The organism is Luteolibacter ambystomatis, assembly GCF_018137965.1.
Taxonomy (GTDB): domain Bacteria; phylum Verrucomicrobiota; class Verrucomicrobiia; order Verrucomicrobiales; family Akkermansiaceae; genus Luteolibacter; species Luteolibacter ambystomatis.
Window position 1 is genome coordinate 1878635 of sequence record NZ_CP073100.1, and the last position, 22723, is coordinate 1901357.

The window sequence follows — 22723 nt, forward strand, 5'->3', positions numbered from 1 at the left end:
ATCGCGCGCGGATGGCGCGATGGGATCACATGCTGGTGGTCTCGACCGTCATGCCCGGGCGGGCATGCTGCAGGCCGTTGATGATCACGGTTTCATTGGCGCGGAGACCATCGCGGATCACGCGCTTGCCTTCGACCAGCGGCCCGAGCTTCACCGAGCGGTAGCCCACGGTCTTGTCCGGGGCGACGGTGAGCACGAACTTCTGGCTCTGGTCGGTGCCGATCGCGCGCTCGCTGACCAGCAGCGTAGGCTGCGAGGCACTGACGGGCAGGCGCACGCGAGCGGAGAGGCCGGGCACCAGCTTGCCATCCTGATTCGGGACCACCATGCGATATACGAGGCTTCCCGTACCTGGATCGACGCGGTTGTCGGTGGACTCGATGTAGCCGCGGTGCGGGAACCCGGTTTCGTCGGTGAGCTGGATGTCCACCGGCACACGGCCGTTCTCCATGTGGATGCGGCCTTCATCGCGGAGGCGGTTGAAGTTCAGCACCGTGGACTCGTCCGCATCCGCATAGACGTAAACCTCACCCACCGAGACGATCGACGCCAGCAGCGTGGCTCCGCCCGGCGAACCGGACACCAGGTTGCCCGCGGTCACCAGCGCCCGGCTCACCCGGCCGCGGATCGGCGCACGCACCTCCGTGTATTCCAGATCGAGGCGGGCGCTTTCCAAGGTCGCCTGCGCGGCTGCCAGATCGGCCTTCGCTTCGCCCAGCGTGGACTGGCGCTTCTCCGCCTCCTCGGCGGAAACGGCGCGCACCTCGCGGAGTTCGGTCGAGCGCTTCGATTCGCTCTCGGCAATGGAGACGCGGACCTTCGCGCGATCCACCGCAGCGGTGGCGAGATCGAATTGCGCGCGGTACCAGCGTGGATCGATGGTGAAGAGCACATCGCCCTTCTCGACGATCTCGCCCGCCTTCAGGCGCACTTCCTGGATGTGGCCGGAGACACGCGGACGCAGCTCCACGGACTCCACCGCATCCACGTGGCCGAGCAGTTCGCGGTAGTCGACCAGCGGCCGCTCCTCCACCGCCGCCACCGTGACCGTAGGGGCCGGTGGCGCGGGCGGAGCCGCGGGCGCGGAGGATTCCGCATGGCTGCCAGTCACCCAATAACCGCCCGCCACCGCGGCCACGACCGCGGTCGAAAGGGCGATGTTCCGCACCCGGGAGCGGACCGATACCACCGGGGCCGATGCTGTTTCAGAGGTATTCACGACTGAGGATCAAGGAATAGTAGTTGACTAAATAGTAAAATATCAGAGCAAAAAAAGAGGAAGCACCTGCTCAGGCGCGCTTCGCACCGAGGAAATCCAAGACGACCGCCGACAGGTTCTGAATGAAGGTCAGGTCATTCTGGATCCGGGACTGCCCCATCGCCCCCTCGAACAAGGCGAACAGGCACTTCGCCTTCATCGCCGCATCGCCAGGAGCGATCGCCCCCTCACCCTGCGCGTCACGGATCGCGGATTCGAGGTAACGGAGCTGGGTTTGGAGGATCTCCTGGGTCTTGGTGCGGAGTTCCTCGTTCTGAGTACTGACCTCAGTACCCAATGAAAAACAAGGACATCCAAGCACCTGGCCATGCTCCTTCTGAAGTTCCGCCTGGGTATCGTACATCATCCGCAGGTAGTTCGTAATGCGATCCAGTGGCGGCACGGAAGCGGAGAAAATGGAATCCCACTTCACCTTGCCGCACTTCTCCCAGTTCTCATCGAGAGCGGCGACCGAGAGCTCGGACTTCGATTCGAAGAAGTAGTAGAAACTCCCCTTCTTCACCCCGGCCTTGTCGCAAATGGCATCGATGGTCACGACGCCGTAGCTTCGTTCCCAAATCAAACTCAACGCCGCATCGAGCAGACGTTGGCGGCCATCACTTGCGCGACCCATAAACGACTAGTAGTTGACCGTTTGGTCAAATACAAGCGGAAAAATTCGAATCCCTGCATCAAGCAGAAAGGCCGGTGGTTCGCACCACCGGCCTCTCACGTTCAACTCACTTGCATGGAAAAGGCTCACCAACCTCCGCCCAGCGCCTTGTAGAGCGACACAAGGTTCGCCTCGCGCGACAGACGCAGCTGGATCAGGCTCTGCTGCGCCGCATACAGGTCCTGCTGCGCGCTGAGAACCTCGAAGTAGCTGTCCACCCCGCGCTGGTAACGGGCATCCGCCAGCGAGAAACGCTTCTCCTGCGCCGCCACCAGTGCCTCCGTCGCCGAGATCCGGTTCGCCAGCCCGCTGCGTGCAGCGAGGCCGTCCGCCACTTCGCGGAATGCCGTCTGGATCGTCTTCTCGTACGTCGCCACCTGGATGTTCTTGCGCACCACCGCCGCGTCCAGGTTCGCCTGGTTGCGGCCGCCGGTGAAGATCGGCAGGTTGATCTGCGGCGAGAACAACCACGTGCCGCTGCCGCTCTTGAACAGTCGCGAGAACGAGTTGCTGGCCGTGCCGCCATTCGCTGTCAGCGTGACCGACGGGAAGAACGCCGCCCGCGCCGCACCGATGTCGGCATTCGCGCCGATCAGGTTGTGCTCCGCCTCGCGGATGTCCGGGCGGCGCGTGACCAGGCTCGAAGGCAGGCCGGGCGACAGGTCGTGGACGATGCCGGAGTCGAGGCCGCGGCCGCCGGGCAGGTTCGACGGGATCGAGTTGCCGGACAGCAGCATCAGCGCGTTCTGCGTCTGGGCGAGCTGCTGGCGGTAGGTCGCGAGGTTCACCTTGGCGGTCTGCACCTGGGTGTTGACCGACTGGACATCGAGGTCCGAGGCATCACCCGCGGTGAAGCGCTGGTTGATCAGGTCGTAGGTCTTGCTGACCGCGCCGAGCGTGCGCTCGGACAAGGCGATCTGTTCGAGCAGCGCGCGCTCGGTGAGATACTGCGTGGCCACTTCGGAGGCCAGCGCGAGCTGGACGCCGCGGCGCGCTTCATCCGAAGCGAGGTAGTTTTCCAGCGCCGATTTGTTCAGGCTGCGGACACGGCCGAAGAGGTCGAGCTCGTAGGAGGTCACGCCGACCGTTGCCCCGTAGAGATGAGTGGTGGTGCCGGCGCTGCGGCCGCTGGTGGCCTCGCCGCCGACGCCGACGGTCGGGAACAGCTCGGAGCGCGAGATGCGGTACTGGGCGCGGATCTGCTCGACGTTGAGCGCGGCGATGCGGACATCGCGGTTGTTTTCCAGCGAGAGGGCGATGATGCGGCGCAGGCGCGGGTCGCCGAAGAAGCCGCGGGAATCGATGCCATCCTTGGACGAGCCGCCACCGTTCGGCCAACGGTCCGCGACGGGAGCGCCCGGGCGCTGGTAGTCGGGGATCAACGAGCAACCGCTCAACAGCAGCGGGGCGATGACCAGAGGTGCGAGTGTCTTATGCATGTTGTGTTTCTCCTTTCTCGGGAGTTTCAGAAGAGTCTTCGCCGGGGCCTTCAGGTTCGCGCGGGGCGTCGGCATTCTTGCCGCCCACCAACCGGCTGACGAACACATAGAAAACGGGCACGAGGAAAATCGCGAGCACGGTGGCGGCGAACATGCCCCCGGCCACGCCGGTGCCGATCGCATTCTGGCTCGCCGAACCGGCGCCGGTGCTGATCGCGAGCGGCATCACGCCGAGGATGAAGGCCATGGAGGTCATCAGGATGGGGCGGAGCCGCAGATGCACAGCCTCCACGATGGCCTCGACCAAGCTCATGCCCTTCGCCCTCAGTTCCACCGCGTATTCGATGATGAGGATGGCGTTCTTCGTCGCCAGACCCACCGTGGTGAGCAGGCCCACCTTGAAGAACACATCGTTCGGGAAGTCACGCATGGTCACCGCGAGCAGAGCACCGATGATACCCAGCGGCACCACCATGATCACCGCGAACGGGATCGACCAGCTCTCGTAAAGCGCCGCGAGGCAGAGGAACACCACAAGCAGCGAAAGGCCATAGAGCATCGGTGCCTGCGAGCCGGAAAGACGTTCCTCATAAGACTGGCCGCTCCATTCATAGCCGATACCCGGAGGCAGATCCTTGGCGAGGCGTTCCATCTCGACCATCGCTTCACCGGAGCTGCGGCCCGGCGCCGCGGCACCCGCGATGTTCACCGCCGGCACCCCGTTGTAACGCTGGAGCTGGGGCGAACCGAAGCTCCAGTTGGTGGTGAGGAAGGCGCCGAGCGGCACCATTTGCCCGCTCTTGTTGCGCACGTGAACGTTCTTCAAATCCTCCGGGCTCATGCGGAACTTCGCATCAAGCTGCACGATCACGCGCTGGATGCGCGGGCCGTTCACGAAGTTGTTCACGTAGAAGGAACCGAACGCCGTCTGCATCGTCGTATTGATGTCCGCCAGAGAGACGCCGAGCGCGACGGCCTTGTCCTGGTCGAGCTCCACCTTGAGCACGGCGGCGTCTTCGAGACCCTGCACACGCACACCGGCGAGCACATGACTCTTCACGGCTTCGGCCATGAGTTGGTCGCGGGCGGCCATCATCTTCTCATGACCCACATTGGCTTCGTCCTTCAACCAGAAGTCAAAGCCGGTCGAGGTGCCGAGCTCGGCGATGGCTGGAGGATTGAGCGGGAACACGATCGCGTCCTTGATGCCGCCGAAGCCCATCATCGCGCGCTTGATCACCTCCTGCACCTTGTGCTGCGCGCCCTTGCGCTCTTCCCAAGGCTTGAGACGGACGAAGGCGAGCGCGGAGTTCTGGCCGCGGCCGTTGAAGCTGAAGCCCGCCACCGTGATGTAGCTTTCGATTTCCTCCTGCTTGCCGAGGTAGTCCTCCATCTGGAGGATCACGTCACGGGTGCGGGTATCCGCCGCGCCCACGGGCAGGTTCACGTTGGTAAGGAAGTAGCCCTGGTCCTCGTCCGGAAGGAACGCGGACGGCAGCTTCACGTAGAGGAATCCCACGCCGACGATGATGGCGATCAATGCCACCATGCCGAAGACGGTGCGCTTCACAAGCGCCCGCACCCAGCCCGAGTAGCTGTGGGTGAAGGCATTGAACGCGCGGTTGAACCAGCCGAAGAAGCCGCGCTTCTCGTGATGATGTCCAGCCTCCACCGGCTTGAGCAGGGTGGCGCAAAGGGCCGGAGTGAGCGACAGGGCCAGGAACACCGAGAAAATCATCGAGGCCACCAGCGACATCGAGAACTGGCGGTAGATGGTGCCCACCGATCCGCCGAAGAAGGCCATCGGGATGAACACCGCGGTCAGCACAAGGGTGATGCCGATGAGCGCGCTCGTGATCTGTCCCATGGCCTTTCGTGTCGCCTCCTTCGGCGACAGGCCCTCCTCGGACATGATGCGCTCCACGTTCTCCACCACCACGATGGCATCGTCCACGAGGATGCCGATCGCCAGCACCATGCCGAACATGGTGAGCACGTTGATCGAGAAGCCGAAGGCCGCCATGCAACCGAAGGTTCCCAACAAGGCCACCGGCACCACGATCGTCGGGATCAGGGTGGCGCGGAAGTTCTGCAGGAACAGATACATCACGAGGAACACCAGTACGATGGCTTCCACGAGGGTCTTCACCACTTCCTCCACGGAGATCTTCACGAAGGCGGAGGTATCCAGCGGGTAATCCACGCGCACACTGGCGGGGAAAAACTTCGAGAGTTCATCGAGCTTCGCGCGGATCGCCTCGGCGGTATTCAGCGCGTTCGCGGACGGAGCAAGCTTGATCGCAGCGGCGGACGAAGGGCGGCCGTTCACACGGGCGCGGCTGGAATAGTCTTCACCGGCGAGTTCAACACGGGCGACATCGCGCAGATAAACGCGCGAGCCGTCGGTGTTCACACGCAGGGCGATGTTGTTGAACTCCTGCACGTCGCGCAGCGTGGCGCGGCCCTGCATGATGATGTTGAGCTGCTGCTGGTCGACCGATGGCAGCATGCCGATCTGGCCGATGGGCACCTGCGTGTTCTGGGCCTGGATGGCCGCGGAAATGTCGGCGGGCGTGAGGTTGTAGCTCACCAGCTTGTCCGGGTTCAGCCAGACACGCATGGCATACTGCGTGCCGAACTGGGTCACCTCCCCCACCCCTTCCACACGGCGGATCGGGTCGAGCACGTTGGCGGCGAGATAGTTGCCCAGGGCGATTTCATCCAGGCTGCCGTCCTCGGACGAGAGCGTGAAGAACATCATGAAGTTGCGCGTCGCCTTCGCCACGGTGATACCGGTCTGCTGCACCACCTGCGGCAGGCTCGGTGTGGCGAGCTGCACCTTGTTCTGCACCTGTACCTGCGCGGTATCCGCGTTTGTGCCCGGCTTGAAGTAGAGCGTGATGATCGTCACCCCGGAGGCGTCCGCGGTGGACGACATGTAGAGCAGGTTGTCGATGCCGTTGAGCTGCTGCTCGATCACCGAGGTCACCGTGTCGGTGAGGGTTTCCGAGGAAGCACCGGAATAGACCGCCTTCACGGAGATGGCGGGCGGAGCCACGTTCGGATACTGGGCCACCGGCAGACCGGTGATCGCGAGTACCCCGAGGAGGCAGATCAGGAGTGAGACCACCCAGGCGAACACGGGGCGGTCGATGAAGAAACGGGCCATGATAGGAAATGACTGATAACTGAAACGAAATGACTAAGAAAGTCCGGAGCGCGACCAAACGGGCGCGTGTTGCTTGTTAGACAGGAGGAGCAACGGAACCTCAGCCCTTGTCCGGGGCCGTCTTGCCGTTGTTGCTCGAGGCGGTCTTGGAAACGAACGGCTCGGGCTTCACCTCGGCGCCGGGACGGGCCTTGAGGTGGCCTTCCATGACCACGCGTTCACCCGCCTTGAGGCCTTCCGTGACCACCCACTTGTTGCCCACGGCGGCATCGGTGCGGATCATGCGGAGTTGGACGTGGTTGGAATCATCAATGACCAGCACGCTGCCGGTACCGCCCTGGCCGCGGGTCACCGCCTGCTGTGGCACGGTGATGGAGTTGTCCTTCAGCGCCTGGGTCACGCGGACGCGGGCGAACATGCCCGGCAGCAGCGTGTGCTCCGGATTCGGGAACTGGGCGCGGAGGCTGACCATGCCGGTGGTTTCATCCACGGACACTTCCGAGAACAGCAACTTGCCGGGCTGCGGGTATTCCGTACCGTCTTCAAGCAGCAGCTTCACGACCGAAGCTCCGTCCTTGTCGAGCTTGCCTTCCTTCAACGCGCGGCGGAACGCGAGCAGGTCGGTGCTGGATTGGGTGAAGTCCACATAGATCGGATCGAGCTGCTGGATCACCGCCATCTTGGTGGCATCGGTCTGACCGACCAACGCACCCTCGGTGACGAGCGCCTTGCCGATGCGGCCGTCAATCGGCGCGGTCACGGTGGCGTAGCCGAGATTGAGTCCGGCGGTCTTGATCGCGGCCTCCGCCGTCTGGACCTCCGCCTGAGCCGTTTGCACGGCGGCTTGGGCGAGGTCGTAGTCCTGGCGGCTGATGGCCTTCACATTGACCAGTTCGGAGTAACGGTTCGCGGTGGTCTGGGCTTGCTTGAGGTTGGCGGCGGCCTTCGCAAGCGAGGCCTCGGCGCTGGCCTTGGCAGCTTCCAATGGAGCGGGATCGATGCGGAAAAGTTCCTGGCCGGCCTTCACGTTCGCGCCTTCCTCGAAGGTGCGCTTGAGCAGGATGCCAGCGACGCGGGCACGGACCTCGGCGACACGCACGGCGTCCACCCGGCCGGGAAGATCCCGGGTGAGCTCCACCTTCTCCGATGAAACCGGAACGAACGAGACGGCGGCCGGAGGCATCTGCATCGGCGGGGCCGCCTTTTTCTCGCAACCGGTGAGTCCGGCGGCGATCAAGGGAAACAGCGCGTAAAAGGAGGATCTCATAAGGGCGGTAAGGTCGGGGAATGAAGCCGGATGTCGTTGCGGACCTCGCGGTAAACAAGATGGTATTTAACTGCTCAAACGCTCGTTCGGAATGACTTTGTTGTTTCCAGAGTGGAAACTACAGGTTACCAGTGCCGTGGATGGAACTGAGGCACCTGCGTTATTTCGTCACCGTGGCGGAGGAACTGAACTTCCGGCGTGCAGCGGAGCGCTTGAACGTGACGCGTCCCGCCTTGAGCAAGCAGATCAAGGACCTCGAGGAGGAACTTGGCGTGACTTTGCTGGATCGCAACACGGTCCGCGTGACATTAACCGATGCGGGAAATACGTATCTCGTGGATGCGCGGGCGATTCTCGCCCATGTGGATCGCGCCAAGGTCCTCGCCCGCGAGGTGCAGGCGGGCCGCCGTGGTCATTTGTTGATCGCCAGCGTGGGCCCGATCGCCGCCGGCTTCATGCCGGAGGCGCTGAAATCCTTCGGTGATGAATTCCCGGACGTGGATGTGGGTTTCGTGGAAATGATGCCGCCCGACCAGTTGGACGCGCTCACCAAGGGACAGATCCACATCGGTTTCGCCTATGGCAAAAAGGCTGCCCTGCCCCGCGGCTTCAAGAGCCTGCGCATCCTTCAGACGAAGTTCGCCGTGGCGCTCTACCACGGCCATGCGCTGGCGGAGAGGAAGAGTCTCACGCTCGGTGACATCACCCGCGAAACCCTGCTGTGCCTGGGCCGCGAATCGGAGTCCAAGCACTGCAAGGACGTGCGGACCTTTTTCAACGCCGAGGGTGTGACCCACGGCCCGACGCGCTACATCCAGGGCTTTGACTCGCTGCTCACGATGATCGCCGCGGATCACGGCGTGGCCCTCCTGCCGCGCATCCTCGATCTGAACCGGATTCACGGCATCGTGCTGCGGCCGCTCATCGCCACCAAGGCGGACCTCGATTTCAGCATGTGGGCCGTGTGGAAGGACGACGTGGCCTCGCCGCTCGTCCATGAATTCATCCGCCGCCTGAAGGACCGCCTGCCGGTGCCCTTCAAGTCCCCCGCCGCCGGGATGGAAGGCGCGGCGTGAAATAAAAAAGGCGCGGTGGAGACCACCGCGCCTTGGAATCAGAATACAAGCCCTTCTCAGCGGGTGACCGTGAAGGTTGCCGAAGTCTTATCACCCAACACGAACGACGTATCCGGCAGCAGCGACACGGTGCAGCCGAAAGCCGCCTTGGCCGACTTCACGTGATAGACTGCCGAAGAAGCGTGCGCCGGGAAAGTGACGCGGCGGCGCGTGGAAGACGGACGGCCGCCGACCGGATTCTTCTCCTCCACCAGTGTGAACGTCACCGATTGTTCCAAGCCACCGCTGCGGACGACAGGCACATCAACACCCGACACGGATGGAGCCTGGGTTTGCAGGCTGACCACCGAGCTCACATCCAGCAACTCGATCGTCGCGGCCGAACGTCCCGCAATGGTTCCATAGCCCGTGCCACTGGTAACAGTCAGAGTCACCGTTTCGATGCCTTCCACGATCTTGTCCGCGGTCGGGGTGAAAGGCACGGTCACCGAAGACTGGCCTGCGGCGATGGTTGCGGTGGTGGGCAGCTTGCGATAGTCCTTCGCCGCCGTAGCGGAGCCGGAGGCCACCAGGTTCACCTTCAGAGCCTTCGAGAGATCGCCCGTGCGGGAGATCACGAAGCCGCGCGAACCAGCAGCGGCGGTTTCAGAAGCTTGGGAGAGCCCGTTGAGCAGCGCGATGGAAACGGCGGTTTCGTTGTCCGCGACATCAAGGGTAGCCACGCCCGGAAAATCGACCTTGTATGCGTTCCCGGGAACCAATGCCACGACGAGTTTTTCCGGGCCTTCCGCGAGCGTGTCATCCACGGCCTTGATCGTTCCGGCAGTGGTCGCCGATCCTGCCGGGATGGTGGCCACCCACATGCCGTCTCCGGCATTGGCAGCTCCCTGGATGGTCACATCCGAAATGGACGCCGTGCCAGCCAACGTGAGGCGCACGTCGAGCGGCGACGAAGTCGGACCCGTGCGGGACACGGTGAAGGAAGATCCGGCCTGCGAACCTTCGGAAATCGCAAGAGCGCCAAGGCTGAGCCCCACGGCAGGTCTCACCTCCACACCCGCGGGCGCGGTCTCAAACGCGGAGAAACCATACTCGTAACCACCGAATGCCTCGTAACCATCCGCGGTCCAGAGCAATCCCGGCACGCCATCGCTCAATGTCGCACGGGTTTCCGTGGACCAGATCGGTCCCGTCGAATCCGGCCAATACTGGAAGCGGTTTCCGGAGTTGATCCACAGGCCCTGGTCCGAGCCCGAAAGCAAACCGCTGATCTTCGCGTTCGACACGGCCAGCGGAGTTCCGGCGGAATAGGTTCCCGGCGCGGTCGCCGTATAGCGAACGGTCTTGCCGTCGGTCTTGCCCAAGGTGAATCCGTTGTTTTGGAGAGTCAGCGCGGAAACGCCTCCTCCCACGGAAAGCTCCACGGACCGGGCAACCAGATCCACCACGGCAAGGCCATTGCCGGTGCCACAAAGAACAACTTCGGGAGCACCATCTCCATCGACATCTCCAATCTCCATGCAGGTGAAGCCCTTCGTATCCGTGCCCAGGATCGGTGAACGCCATTCCACCGTGCCTGTCGTGTAGTCGATGATGCTGACACGCGAACCATCCCCGCCTTTGTTCACGGCAACGACCTCGAGTCTGCCATCTCCATCCAAATCGACGATTTCCGCGTTGGTGTAGCTGGCGTCCGCAGGTTTGTCAGGGTTCGACCAAATCTTGTGGAACGTCCTGCTGCCCGGTTCGTAGTGCAATATCGAGATGTCACCTTGGCTGGCATGATCTCCGGTGATCACGATTTCCTTGGTACCATCGCCGTCGACATCACGGAGTTTCACACTGGTGATTCCGAAATTCGAGTCAGCGGAAGGAAGCTGATCGGACGTTGCGAGGATCTCCAGGGACTGGCAGTCGAAGACCACGACATTTCCATGGAAGGAGTAGCTTGAGGCACCGATGATTTCCGGAATCCCATCGCCTGTGATATCTCCGACCACGGGAGGGAGAAACGGACTACCCAACAGCGTATTTCCCGCCCACCGTCCTGCCAAGGTATCCCCGCGAACCAGCAGAAAAGGAAAATCACCTACCGAGCTTCCGTTCGGACTCACCAGCAGATCCTTGACACCATCTCCATCCACATCGCGTCCCGCCAGGATGCTCTCCGCTCCACCATCCGGGACATATATCCCGAAGTCGAAGGCGAACGATCCCCCATTCAAGGAATAACCTGAGATTCCCTCGGCATCACCAATCAGCAACTCCAGGCCGGGAGTATCGTCGATGTCGGCGATCGTGAGAGATTTGACCGCGGACGAACGAGGCTGGTTGATCAGGAGCCGGTTTTCTTGCACGTCAGCAGCCGAAAATCCATACGAGGAAGCCTGTGTCACAAAACTGTAAACCTCGTCCCGGCCGTCGCCATTGGCATCCGCGAGAACCAGCTGGGACCATGTGGGCCAGTCCGACGGGCGCGTCCATTGGATCGCGTGTGTTGCGCAATCGATGACACGCCCCGATGACAGGACGATTTCCTTGGCCGGATCGTCGTCCACCTGTCCGACTGCGATATCCCAGGTCGTACCGCTAGGCGACAGGGATGTGGTCCATAACAAGACCCCGTTTCGGTCATACACGCTCAGCGCGCTGGATGTCTGCGCCACAATCTCCGGAAGACCGTCACCATCCACATCCGCGATCTGCATCCCTCTGGGCGTGGTCGAAAAGCCGACGGGGATTTGAACCGTTTTGACCAGTTCGAAGGTCACCGGATCGTAAGCCAACACGGTCCCATCATTGTATCCCGCGACAATCTCGGGGGTGGCACCGCCGGTCATCCTTGCCGGTACGATCCGCAGCGCGCTCCCAACAGCAGGTGCCACGTGCTTCTGCTGGAAAGAAGAGGTCGCCGGATCCCACACCATGGCATACCAGAATGAGCCGGACTTCACGATCACCTCGCGCCCTGATGGGGTATCCATCGTAAAGAGAGGAGTACCAGAGAAGTTCGCATACTCCCAAAAGGAACGGATGGCGGATTCCGCTGGCACATCCCACACGGCCGCAGAAGCGGCAACGGGCATGGCGAGCGCGGCGGCAACAAGAGCTGAGCGGGCAGGCATGGCACGAACTAGGAGCCCGCGTTCCGCCTCGCCAGTAAAATCCCGTGTGATTCGCCGATTTCACGGAATCTTCACAATCCCTCGCCGACCGGACTCGCAGCTCAAAATGCAACGCCGCTCATTTGCATAAGTTTATATTTTCCAACAATCTACGTGATATCACGATCACTCGATTGCATGAGTTGCATCAGCATCAAAATCGGCCATGTTGCGTGCATCGCTACCGCGTGATGCGGCAACGGACTCCTCCCACCTACCGTGCACATCAATGGCTCGATCTTCGCGAACAGCCTGACGACCAGCTCCGAGGTCCATCTTCCCGGCTACAACGGCAATCTCAACCTCGTACCGGAGCCCTCGTCCGCCCTGCTCGGCGGACCCGGCATGACTCTTTTATTGACGCGCAGAAGGCGTCAGGGGTGAAGCCTGTGTAATCAGGCGGGTCCCGGAGCCGGGGTGGCTCCGGGACTCACATCCGCTCATCCGTGGCCGGTGGCCTTGCGGAGGTATTCGCAGATCATGCCGATGCGCTTGCCCGCGGAGTCGGTTTCCAAAATTTGTTGGCGCACGTCCGGATCATGGACGAACTGCTGGGCCACGATGTCGGTCAGCAGCGGCGGCTCATTGCCATGGTGGATCAGGTTCATCACCTGCTGCTTCACCTCATCCGGCATGTCGCGGATCGCATCCTCCACCGCACCGCGCAGCGTTTTCATTGCCGCCTCTGCCTGAGCCTCCGGCTCGAAGAACGTGATCAATGGCTCGATAGTCGCATAGGGATACGGCTTCTCCAGATGCCAATGAGTGAACTTCACACGGATCACCCCGTGCAGCAGCAGTTGCGAGGTACCGTCCTCCTGCTGGTGGGAAGCGCGGACGAGTCCGATGGTGCCGACCTCCGCGGCACAGTCCGCGGGATTGCGCGTCTCCTCACCCAGCAGGCGGGTGACGGCGAAGAACGCCGAGCCCTCCAACGAGTCCTCCAGCATCTTGCGGTAGCGCGGCTCGAAGATCCGCAGGGGCAGCCCGCCATGGGGAAACAACGTGCAATCCGGCAGCAGCATCACGCCGCAGGTTTCGGGGAGATGGAGGGCGGACATGAATGGATCGGGTGTCTGACTAACAGCGGCACCTTCCACCGGATCAGCCTACAATCACGCCTTTTTTCGAAGGTGTCGCCACGGCATCGATCAGCGCTCTGGCTGCCGCACCCCACTCGCTCTGTGCAACGAGCGCGAGTGCCTGGGAAAGCGGAATATGGGAGAAGAGCAAAAGCTTCGCCGCAGCCTTGATCTCCGAGCGGGCGGCGGCATCGAATCCGGCGCGGCGCATGCCTACCACATTGAGGCCCGCAAGCTGGTTCTGGCCGTGGCAGATGCAATAGGGCGGCACGTCCTGGCTGATTGCGGCATTTCCCTGGACCATCGCGAAATCCCCCACATGGATGAACTGGTGGAAGCCTGCTCCGCCGCCGAGGAACACGCGGTTGCCAATACGGACATGACCTCCCAACAGCACGTTGTTCGCCAGCACGTTGTGATTGCCCATCGTGACATCATGGGCGAGGTGGACGCCCGCCATGAGGAAATTCCTCTCCCCCAGCGTGGTGTAGGTGCCGTTCTTCGAGCCGCGGTGGATCGTCACGTATTCCCTCAGCGCATTGAATGGACCGAGGCGCACTCCGGAACGCGTCGAGCGATCGAACGAAAGATCCTGCGGATCCGCACCGACCACCGCGCCCCAACCAATGTCGCAACCTTCGCCGATCTCGGTATCGCCGGTAATACAGGCATGTCCGCCGATCTTCACCCCGGCGGCAAGTTTCACCGGCCCCTCGATCACGGAGAAAGGCCCGATCGTCACATCATCAGCGATGATGGCTTCCGGCGAAACGATGGCGGAGGGATGGATCTGCGGCACGCCGGGATGTTGGGCGGACAGACCGGTGCTGGAAAGGTTTCTTCGTGCGTAGTTCCTCCTTCAGGAGGGCGCGGAGAACTCCGCAGCCAAACTCAACCGTCTTGCGGCTCCCGTCCAGCTCTCGGTACTTGCCGCAGTCAGGAGCAAAGATGTCTCCTCCGCCCTCCTGAAGGAGGAACTACATACGAAGAGAAAGATCACTCCCGGCCGCTGCGCGCACTCTTCACATGCGACCATGCCAGCGCCCTCGCCAGGGTACGCTCGTCATCATGCAGGAACTTGAAGCGTTCCCATACCGAAACGCGCTTCACATAGCTGACCTGATAGTCGGTGACCTTGTCTCGGTTCGGGGTTTTCTCGACCAACCGGAACGTCCGGCTCGCGGGCACCTTCGAGGGAACAAACCCCGCCGAGTACACCACGCGGCGCTGCCGTGCCGGTGTGCCGGGGCTTTCGCCCAGATCCTTCAGCACGGCGGGCGGACGGCTGGCCAGGAAGTTGCCAATGCCGGAAGCCAGCAGCACCCTGCCCTCGCGGGTTTGTGGAGCGCGGCTGACGGGACTGCCGATCCGCTGCCGGACCTCCGGCTCCGATCGTTCGCCCGAGACATTGTAGTAATGCGTGGCGCAGCTGCCTTGCAGCAGGAGAACGCCGGTCAGGGTGATCGCACGGAAAGGCTTCACGCCCCTCCGATAGCGGATCTCCGGCAAAATGACACGGCGATTTCTCCTACGACCTTATTGAGATCAGATGCCGCCGATCGCGGTGCGCTTGGACACGGTCCAGATCGAGCCCTGTGGATCGTAGGGCGGCTGGTTGTCACCATTGAGCTTGCCCGGCAGGGTGCCATCGGTGCGGAACAGCGGCAGGATCGGTGATCCGCTGGAGGACTTCTGATAGGTCGCCCCTACCTCCTCGATCATCAGCGAGGCGGCGAAAAGTCCGCCCCAGCCTTCGCAGATCAGGATGTCGATGGGATACTCCTTGCCCGCCTGGACTTCGAACTCCGGCCCGACCGCGCAACCGCCGATCTGACTGTTCCAGTTCCCCGTGGTGGGATATTGATAAAAGGTCACCGGAGCCTCCATCGGGCAACCGCGCAGGGCATTGCGCTGCTTGGGATCCTTCAGCGCGGCGAGGAAGGTCTCATGGCGCACGGTGCCCGAAATGAAGCCGAAGTCGAAGATGTTCCGGTTGTTGAAACGCACCACCATCGTGTCATCCCCCGCTCCGACAAAGCGGTACTTGCCCGTCTTCGGCGGAATGATCGTGCCGCGATAGACCACCATCCAGCGCGGATGCTCGTCCGGCGTCATGCCGAACGCCTTCGGTGCCTCCGCCGCATTCATCGCAGGCATGTAGATGCGGGTCTGATAGAGTTTCTTCGGGGATGCCTGGTACTTCGCGAGGCTGGCATCCTTCCATCCGCGCGTGACGAAGTCGTTGATGATGTCCCACTGCCGCGGATTGTCCGTCTTCAGTTCGTTGCCGTCCGAACGGCGGTCGATGTTGTAGAACGTGCCCACCAGCGCATTGGCATTGGGATCGATCATGCCGAACGGGCTCATACCGCTGGCATTGCCGCCACCGAGGCCCGGGCCCATGCCGCTGCCGAAGCCCTTGCCCTGGCCATCGCCACGGCCGCCACCGGAGCCGCTGCCGCCGAGACCGCCCGACAATCCGCCGCTGCTCAGCGAGCCCACCGAGGACATCGCCGAGGCCGCGTCCGGCTCGGGAAGCGCGAAGCTGCTGGTCGCCCCCTTCGCCGCCATGCGCGGCGTATTCGGCGTGGACATGGTCGCGCGCTGCTTCTTGTTGCTGATCTCCTTCACGCCCGGAGAGCCGCCACCGCCACCCTTCGGCATGAAATCGGGATCCGGCACCTTGTCCGGGATCACTTGGAAAATCCACACCAGCCCGATCGAGAGCAGGATGGCGTGAACGATGAGGGAGATCGAAAGCGATCCACCACCCAGTTTCTTCCAAAAAGACGGCTTGTTTTCCGCAGCGTGGACTGCCTGCGGCGGCTGATCAAAATCATCGGAGGTCATGGCAATAGAACAAAAATTGCAAGTAACATTTGTGACGAAGCGATTCAACAATCGTCACAACCCTTTGATTATATCACTACTCCGACTTCTCCACTCCAGCAAAAACAATGGGACGATTTGGTAGAATCCGGGCAAAATTTGGGATGCCCGCGGCTCCGGATATTCTCCGGTTCAACCTTGCGGCTCATCCGCCGGACGACCGGTTTCGAAGCGCATCAGGTCCGCGATGAACGTCAGCGGAATGTGGCCGGTTTCGCCGTTGCGGTTCTTTGCCAGCACCAGCTCGGCCCGGCCCTCTTCCGCCGCCTTCGCTTCCGCGTCTTCGGCGTAATAAGCGGTTCGATAAAGCAGGCCCACCATGTCGGCGTCCTGCTCGATCGAGCCGGATTCACGGAGGTCGGACATACGCGGCACGCCGAGGCTCTTGCCCGTACGGCTTTCCGGACCACGGTTGAGCTGGGCGAGGATGACAACGGGAATTCCCAGTTCCTTGGCCAGACCCTTGATACCGGCGGAGATTTCCGCGATTTCGCGCTCACGGGAGTTCTCCGCCTGCTTGGTGCGGGACTTCATGAGCTGGAGATAGTCGATCGCGATGAGCTGGATGTCCTCGTCGCGCTTCTTGCGGCGGGCCTTGGCCCGCACCTCGTTGATGGTGATGCCCGGCGTGTCGTCCACGAACAGCTTCGCTGCGGAGATCTCGATGGCCGCGCGCTGGATGCGCTGCAGGTCGCCCTTGCTCGGGGTGTAGCCGCGGTTGAGCTGGCTCATGGCAAAGCGCGCCCGCGAGAACAGCAAGCGCTGCACGATCTGGAACGTGCTCATTTCGCAGGAGAACACCATCGCGGGCTTTCCCTGATCGATGCAGATGTGCTCCACGATGTTCATCATGAACGAGGTCTTGCCCATCGACGGACGGGCCGCGACGACGAACATTTCCCCGGGCTTCAGGCCGCTGCACATCTTGTCCAGCACCTCGTAGCCGGTGGAGATCCCCTGCGCACCACGGTCACCGGAAAGGAGAGCCTCGAATTGCTCGATCACCTCCGTCACCGATTGCTTGGTCGTCGGAGCCTTGTTCGTTTCCGAGCCTTCGCGAATCCCGAGCACGCTGGCCTCCACGGAATCCAGGAGTTCGTTCACCTCATCCGGCGATTCGTGTGCGCGGGAGATGGCGGAGTTCGCCGTCTGGATGATCGCGCGCAGCACGTGCTTGTCCTTCACCAACTGGAGGTGGTGGCGGAAATGGCCGGCGGTGGGCGCGTAGGTGAAGAGATCGTAGATCGCCGAAGGCCCGCCGACGTGGTCGATGAGCGCCTTGTCGTGGAGTTTCTGAACCAGCGAAACCAGCTCAATCTCCTGCCCCGCCTCGTAGAGATCCACGATGAACCCGTAGAGCGTGGCGTGGGCCGGGAGGTAGAAGTGATCCTTGGTCAGCTTTTCTTCCACCGCGATGCCGATGTACTCCTGTGCGTCCTGGAGCATCGAGCTGAGAATACTCTTCTCCGGCCCCAGCGCATGGGGCAGCGAGCGCATCACATCCTCCGCCGATACAGGGGACTGTTGGAGGGAAGGAGCAGCAGGCGGGGAACTCAGAATCTCAGGCGGCATCAGCGGAACGGGAGGATGCAAAAGTCAGGCCATCCCTGCAAGCGCCCGTCTCTTCGTACGTAGTTCCTCCTTCAGGAGGGCGGTGCGTGGCGCTTCGTGCTGAACGGCTTCCAAATCAGAAAAGCCATCTCCTGCTACAGGGGACAGGGCCGCCCTTAAACGAAAATCACTCCTCCCCACCCGCCTGAAGGCGGAACTACGCACAAAGACCCACAAACAACCGATTGAAGCACCCCTAAGCCTTGGCGGACTGGTCCTCCCGTGCCATGGTCCCGCCACGCCATGCTGGATGCCGCCTCTCTTCGCCGTGATTTTCCGATTCTGAGCACCACCGTGAACGGTCGTCCGCTCGTATATCTGGACAATGCGGCCACCACCCAGAAACCGCTGGCGGTGCTGGATGCCTCCCGCCGCTACTACGAGGAAACCAACTCGAACATCCACCGCGGCGCACATTTCCTCGCCCGTCTCGCCACCGAGGGCTTCGAGGCCGCCCGCCACACCGTGGCCACCCACCTCCATGCCGAATCCCCGGACGAGGTGATCTTCACCTCCGGCTGCACCGATGGCATCAATCTCACCGCGATTTCCCTCACCCGCTCCGGTCTGATCGGCCCGGGCGACAAGGTGCTGATCTCCACGCTGGAACACCATTCGAACATCGTGCCGTGGCAGATGCTTTGCGAGCAAACCGGCGCGTCATTGCTCATCATCCCCTGCCATGAGGATGGCTCGCTCGATCAGGACGCCTACGCGAAACTGCTGGAGCAACAGCCGAAGCTGGTCGCCTTCAACTGGATCTCGAACGCCTTCGGCACGGTGAATCCGGTGGTGGACATGACCGCCAAGGCGAAAGCCGCGGGCGCGCTGGTCTTGATCGATGCCGCGCAGGCCGCACCCCACCTGAAGATGGATGTCCAGGCCATCGGCTCCGACTTCCTCGCCTTCTCCGGCCACAAGGTCTATGCGCCCACCGGAACCGGCGTGCTCTGGGGCAAACGTTCCGTACTGGAAGCCATCCCGCCCTATCGCGGTGGTGGCGAGATGATCAAGGAGGTGACATTCGAGAAAACCACCTACAACGATCTTCCGTTCAAGTTCGAAGCCGGCACGCCGAACATCGAAGGCGGCATCACCCTCGCCGCAGCCCTCGACTACGTGAACAGCGTGGGCCTCGATGCGATCCGCGAGCATGAGACCAAGCTGATCCAATCCGCCGCTACAGGTCTTTCGGAAATCGACGGCATCCGCTTCTATGGTCCGGACGATCGCGCGGGCGCGCTGTCCTTCGCGATCAAAGGCGTTCACCACTACGACCTCGGCACGTTGCTCGACCAAATGGGCGTCGCCGTTCGTACCGGTCACCACTGCTGCCAGCCGCTGATGGCGCGCTTCGGCATCACCGGCACCACCCGGGCCTCCTTCGCGCTCTACAACACGGAAGAGGATGTGGCCGCGCTCGTTTCCGCCGTCAAGAAGGCGGCGGTGATGCTGGGGTGATCCTCACCGGGATCACCGGTGGTCTATTGAGGATCGATCAGGTAGATATGGGTTTGGTTCCCGCTGAACTGATCCTTGAGGATGCCGTTTTCGATTTTTACGCGCCGATTTTCCCCGCTGACCGTGGCATGCAGAACAGGGTAGCGTTCAAGGCTGGGAATGGGAGTGTTCACGTTGTGCGTGGCGGTGCTCTCATTCACCAGCATGAGGGTGATGCGCGTGGTTTCACGGCGGAACCAGCAGAACACATCCTTCGTTTCCTTGTCGTACCAAGTCGTTGAATTTTTGGCCGGGGCGCAGATACGCGGCCAGAGAGTGTCGAGTTCGGCCAGAGTGGACTTCAAGGCATCGCGCAAGGCCGGGCGGGTGAAGATCGTGTAGTATCCGTATTGTTCGTTGATCGAATCCTCAGGCTGATAGAGCCAGTAGAAGATTCCATTCGAGCCATGGGCCATCATGGCGAATGCCTGGCCCCGGACTTTCTCCGGAGTGTCCGGAAAGGCGGGCAGTGTCTTGTAGGGAGGATTCGCCAGGTGAGTCTGGATGGCTTTGATCTTGGTGCGGATTTTTCCGGGATCCGCATCGGGCAGATGTTTGGCAGCGCCCTCATTTTTCATGAGATAGGCGGGGCTCAGGCACTCCGCGTCCGGAGGGACGGGGAGCGAAAACTCAAGCGCATCGTGGGTGTTGGCGATGGCGATCCACGGCACGCCGTTTTTCTCATATATGGATTGCCGCTGCGGCAGGGGCCCGTTCCGCAGGCGCGATGGCGGGCCATGGTAAAACTGTGGCATGTCCACATCGCAGGCGTCCTTGAAGTTGTTCAATTCCCAGTTGGAGGAAAACACGGGATGCGCCGGATCGGTCTTCTTGATCCATTGGTAAAGGGCGGCCAGATCCTCCGGCTTGTACTTCGCCACGCTGGGTTCGTCGGCCAGATACCATGCGTAGAGGGCGGGATGATCCTTGAACTTCCCGACGCGCCGTCTGACGGGGTCCACCACATCGGGCGTCAGCTTGTTAACGCCGAGATGGAACAAAACCTTCAGCTTCCGGTTCTGCGCCTGCTTGAGATAGTCGGCGACTTGTTCATCGGTCCAGCCGCTGAAGCCGTAGTTTTGCACGACGTTGAAGCCATAGCCGGCGACTTTGCCCATTTCTTCCATCCCGACTCCATAGACGCCTTTCACGAGGAAAGGCTTGCCGCCGATGGCGGAGGTGCCCTGGTCGTAAACGACTTCGCCGCGAAGTACGGCCGCAAGTGCGAGCCCGAACACAAATGCGGTCGCCGCCACGCAAGGGCGCAGGCTATGGATGAGTCGCTTCATGAGACTGGGCAGCAGATGTTCCAAGGTGGCTGCCAGACGAGTCCGAGGAAAATACTCCCGTCACCCGATCTCCTCCGCCAGTTCGATGATGATCCCCTCCGGCCCCCGGACGTAGAGCAGCTTGTAGCAGTCCTCGTAGGTCTCGACCTCGCTGAAGAGCTCCACGCCCTTGCTTTTCAATTTCGCGACGATCGCATCGATGCCTTCGACCACGAACGCCAGGTGACGGATGCCCAAGGCATTGGCGGCCTCCGGACGGATGCCGCGTTCATCCGCGGCGGTGTGGAACTTGGCCAGCTCCACATTGGAACCGCCGTCCGGCGCCCCCAGCATCACGATGGACGTTCTCACGCCTTGGAGCCCGACGATCCGGTCGAGCCATTCCCCCTGCATCCCATCCATTTTCCCCAGCACTTCGAAGCCGAGATCAACAAAGAACTCCGTGGCGGCGGCGAGATCCTCCACGATCACCCCCACATGATCCATTTTCCGGACTTTCATGACTTCAGTTTGCTGGTGGTTCAATGATCCGTCCCCTCCCCACGAAAAGGGACGGCTCGCGCCGTCCCTCCCGGAAAACAGGATGATCTACGATCTCCTTAGTACTTCACACCGCAGCCATACGGCTCGGTCTTGGCGGTGGTGACGGCCTTGCCTGCGAGGGCGGCATCGGCGGCGGCGGAGACGTAGTTCTCGGAGGAAGCGATGTCATCGGCCTTCGGCGTCGCCTTGGAATCAATCGCGCCGTTATAGACCAGCTTGCCTTCCTTATCGATCACGAACATGTGCGGCGTGGTCTTGGCACCATAGGCCTTGCCGATCTTGCCATCGCCATCGATGAGGTAGTGGGAGCCCTTCCACTTTTCCTCGGAGGTCTTGCTGAGGGCGGCGGCCGCATCGAGGAAGCCTTCCTTGCCGGTGGCGGCGGAGTTCACCGTGAGCCAGACCACACCCTTGCCGGTGTAGGTTTCCTGGAGCTTCTGCATGTTGCCGCTGCCGTAGTGTTTCTTCACGAACGGGCAGCCGAAGTTGTTCCACTCCAGCACCACGACCTTGCCCTTCAGATCGGAGAGGGAAACGGTCGAGCCCTTGGCGTCCTTCGCGGAGAAATCCGGAGCGGGCTTGCCGACTTCGGCGGCATGGGCGGCGGCGAGGGCGACGATGCCTGCGATGGCGGAGGTAATCAGTGTTTTCATGAGGTTATGGGGTATGGGGTCGGTAACTAACGTGAAAAGGACGGTCGTTTTGTCCAATGACTTTCGCCTCGGCTGTTATTTATTTGTTCTGCCAGGTGACAGTGGCCGGGTGCGGCAATCCGCCGCCATCCAACACCAGTTCGAGCGTTTTGGCCGGGCCGCTGAGATACTCGCTCTTTGCCACCGTGGCGGTCCACGCATCACCCGATTTCGCGAACTGGATCTTCGCCGCCGGATCGACCACCTGCGGCGTGGCCTGGAATACCGAGAAGGCTGCCGGATTCACATCCTTCGGCGCGGTGAGCGTGAGCACCAGATTCTTGTCCGCATCCTTCACCTCCAATTTCAGGCCTTCCACTGGCGCGGGCACCTTCGTCTTCGCCTTCGCAATCACCGGTGCCGCGGGCGTCGGCGCGGCAGCCCCCGGCGACAACGCCACCTCCAGCGCCGCATCGCCAGGCACACAGGCGGCGTCATTGCAGGTCAGCCAATCCACCTTCAGTCCGATCTTCGCCGGCCCGGTGGCGTTGGCAGGAGGCGTGAGTGTCACCGGCAGCACGATCTCGCCGAAATATCCGAAACCCGGCAGTTCTCCGGTCATGAAACGCCCCGGCACCGGCCAGCCCACCTCACCGGCCTTCCATCCCTCCGGAAGCTGCCACTCGATGCCGAGCTTCATGCCCCCTTCCCCGGGATTGGTCCAATACGTGTGCCACTCCGGATCGACCGTGATGCGAATCGCGGCATCCACCGGCTTCGCCGCTTCATAGGTCGTGGAGGCGGCGATCAACTCGGCGGCGGCGTGACCGGAATGGGTCGCAGCGGAAGCCACCGAGGCGGCCATCAAGGGCGCCAGAGCGTGAAGCAATTTCATCAGGTCCGCACTTTCACGCGAAATGCAGACAGGGCAAGTCCTTCCCGTCTGCGAATATGTGAAAGTCCGGCCAAGCGGTGGGGAAACACCCGTTATCTTGGCGGAAAATGACATCCACCAACGAACTGGAATACCCACCCAACTCGCGCTAGAATAGGGATTATCCGGAAAATGACGCCCTCGCCCCGGGGAATCAAAACGTCGCAAATCTACACACGTTGAGCGGATTCCTACAA

18 protein-coding genes are annotated in these 22723 nt (G+C 61.9%); 3 read left to right on the forward strand and 15 right to left on the reverse strand.

Going from position 1 to position 22723, the window contains the following annotated elements; genetic code table 11:
- Nucleotides 1-25: 25 nt before the first annotated feature.
- The 5 genes from KBB96_RS07190 to KBB96_RS07210 form a co-directional block, all read right to left on the reverse strand.
- Nucleotides 26-1219: an efflux RND transporter periplasmic adaptor subunit gene (locus tag KBB96_RS07190; protein ID WP_211633930.1), complete on the reverse strand. Its 1194-nt coding sequence runs from the start codon at nucleotides 1217-1219 to the stop codon at nucleotides 26-28.
- A 70-nt stretch (nucleotides 1220-1289) separates the two neighbouring features.
- A complete protein-coding gene (locus tag KBB96_RS07195) occupies nucleotides 1290-1892 on the reverse strand; it encodes a TetR/AcrR family transcriptional regulator (protein WP_211633931.1) in 603 nt (200 codons plus the stop codon).
- 125 nt (nucleotides 1893-2017) lie between these two features.
- On the reverse strand, nucleotides 2018-3370 hold the full coding sequence (locus KBB96_RS07200; protein WP_211633933.1) for an efflux transporter outer membrane subunit: 1353 nt from the start codon (nucleotides 3368-3370) through the stop codon (nucleotides 2018-2020).
- Entirely contained in the window at nucleotides 3363-6539 is a 3177-nt protein-coding gene (locus tag KBB96_RS07205; protein WP_211633935.1) for an efflux RND transporter permease subunit, read from the reverse strand. Before KBB96_RS07205 ends, KBB96_RS07200 begins: the two co-directional genes overlap by 8 nt.
- Nucleotides 6540-6639: 100 nt before the next feature.
- On the reverse strand, nucleotides 6640-7806 hold the full coding sequence (locus KBB96_RS07210) for an efflux RND transporter periplasmic adaptor subunit (RefSeq protein WP_211633936.1): 1167 nt from the start codon (nucleotides 7804-7806) through the stop codon (nucleotides 6640-6642).
- Nucleotides 7807-7946: 140 nt separating this feature from the next.
- On the opposite strand from KBB96_RS07210, the gene KBB96_RS07215 reads away from it, so the two are divergent.
- Nucleotides 7947-8882 (forward strand): LysR family transcriptional regulator, encoded by a 936-nt coding sequence (locus tag KBB96_RS07215; RefSeq protein WP_211633937.1) that lies wholly within the window; start codon nucleotides 7947-7949, stop codon nucleotides 8880-8882.
- 56 nt (nucleotides 8883-8938) lie between these two features.
- Here KBB96_RS07215 and KBB96_RS07220 read toward each other — a convergent pair whose 3' ends face one another.
- Nucleotides 8939-12007, reverse strand: a complete 3069-nt coding sequence (locus KBB96_RS07220) for an FG-GAP-like repeat-containing protein (protein ID WP_211633938.1) — start codon at nucleotides 12005-12007, stop codon at nucleotides 8939-8941.
- Between the two features lie 258 nt (nucleotides 12008-12265).
- On the opposite strand from KBB96_RS07220, the gene KBB96_RS07225 reads away from it, so the two are divergent.
- Nucleotides 12266-12430: a hypothetical protein gene (locus KBB96_RS07225; protein WP_211633939.1), complete on the forward strand. Its 165-nt coding sequence runs from the start codon at nucleotides 12266-12268 to the stop codon at nucleotides 12428-12430.
- 56 nt (nucleotides 12431-12486) lie between these two features.
- Here KBB96_RS07225 and KBB96_RS07230 read toward each other — a convergent pair whose 3' ends face one another.
- The 5 genes from KBB96_RS07230 to dnaB all read right to left on the reverse strand — a co-directional run bounded on the left by KBB96_RS07230 (nucleotide 12487) and on the right by dnaB (nucleotide 17589).
- Nucleotides 12487-13107 carry an LON peptidase substrate-binding domain-containing protein gene (locus KBB96_RS07230; RefSeq protein ID WP_211633940.1) on the reverse strand — a complete coding sequence of 207 codons (621 nt, stop codon included), beginning with the start codon at nucleotides 13105-13107 and terminating at the stop codon, nucleotides 12487-12489.
- A gap of 43 nt (nucleotides 13108-13150) precedes the next feature.
- Nucleotides 13151-13927 (reverse strand): acyl-ACP--UDP-N-acetylglucosamine O-acyltransferase, encoded by a 777-nt coding sequence (lpxA, locus tag KBB96_RS07235; protein WP_226373668.1) that lies wholly within the window; start codon nucleotides 13925-13927, stop codon nucleotides 13151-13153.
- A gap of 197 nt (nucleotides 13928-14124) precedes the next feature.
- Nucleotides 14125-14610 (reverse strand): hypothetical protein, encoded by a 486-nt coding sequence (locus KBB96_RS07240; protein WP_211633942.1) that lies wholly within the window; start codon nucleotides 14608-14610, stop codon nucleotides 14125-14127.
- Between the two features lie 63 nt (nucleotides 14611-14673).
- Nucleotides 14674-15978, reverse strand: coding sequence for a PA14 domain-containing protein (locus tag KBB96_RS07245; RefSeq protein ID WP_211633943.1), 1305 nt, complete (start codon nucleotides 15976-15978; stop codon nucleotides 14674-14676).
- A 171-nt stretch (nucleotides 15979-16149) separates the two neighbouring features.
- Complete coding sequence (dnaB, locus tag KBB96_RS07250) at nucleotides 16150-17589, reverse strand: replicative DNA helicase (protein WP_211633945.1); 1440 nt, start codon at nucleotides 17587-17589, stop codon at nucleotides 16150-16152.
- Between the two features lie 282 nt (nucleotides 17590-17871).
- Here dnaB and KBB96_RS07255 point away from each other — a divergent pair, with 282 nt between their 5' ends.
- Complete coding sequence (locus KBB96_RS07255) at nucleotides 17872-19089, forward strand: aminotransferase class V-fold PLP-dependent enzyme (protein ID WP_211634630.1); 1218 nt, start codon at nucleotides 17872-17874, stop codon at nucleotides 19087-19089.
- Between the two features lie 23 nt (nucleotides 19090-19112).
- On the opposite strand, the gene KBB96_RS07260 is transcribed toward KBB96_RS07255, so the two are convergent.
- The 4 genes from KBB96_RS07260 to KBB96_RS07275 form a co-directional block, all read right to left on the reverse strand.
- Entirely contained in the window at nucleotides 19113-20417 is a 1305-nt protein-coding gene (locus tag KBB96_RS07260) for a glycoside hydrolase family 2 TIM barrel-domain containing protein (protein ID WP_211633946.1), read from the reverse strand.
- 60 nt (nucleotides 20418-20477) lie between these two features.
- Complete coding sequence (locus KBB96_RS07265) at nucleotides 20478-20918, reverse strand: VOC family protein (protein ID WP_211633947.1); 441 nt, start codon at nucleotides 20916-20918, stop codon at nucleotides 20478-20480.
- 98 nt (nucleotides 20919-21016) lie between these two features.
- On the reverse strand, nucleotides 21017-21613 hold the full coding sequence (locus KBB96_RS07270) for a redoxin family protein (protein ID WP_211633948.1): 597 nt from the start codon (nucleotides 21611-21613) through the stop codon (nucleotides 21017-21019).
- A 79-nt stretch (nucleotides 21614-21692) separates the two neighbouring features.
- The gene (locus KBB96_RS07275; RefSeq protein WP_211633949.1) at nucleotides 21693-22487 is read right to left on the reverse strand and encodes a protein-disulfide reductase DsbD domain-containing protein; all 795 of its coding nucleotides are present in this window, start codon (nucleotides 22485-22487) and stop codon (nucleotides 21693-21695) included.
- Nucleotides 22488-22723: the final 236 nt, after the last annotated feature.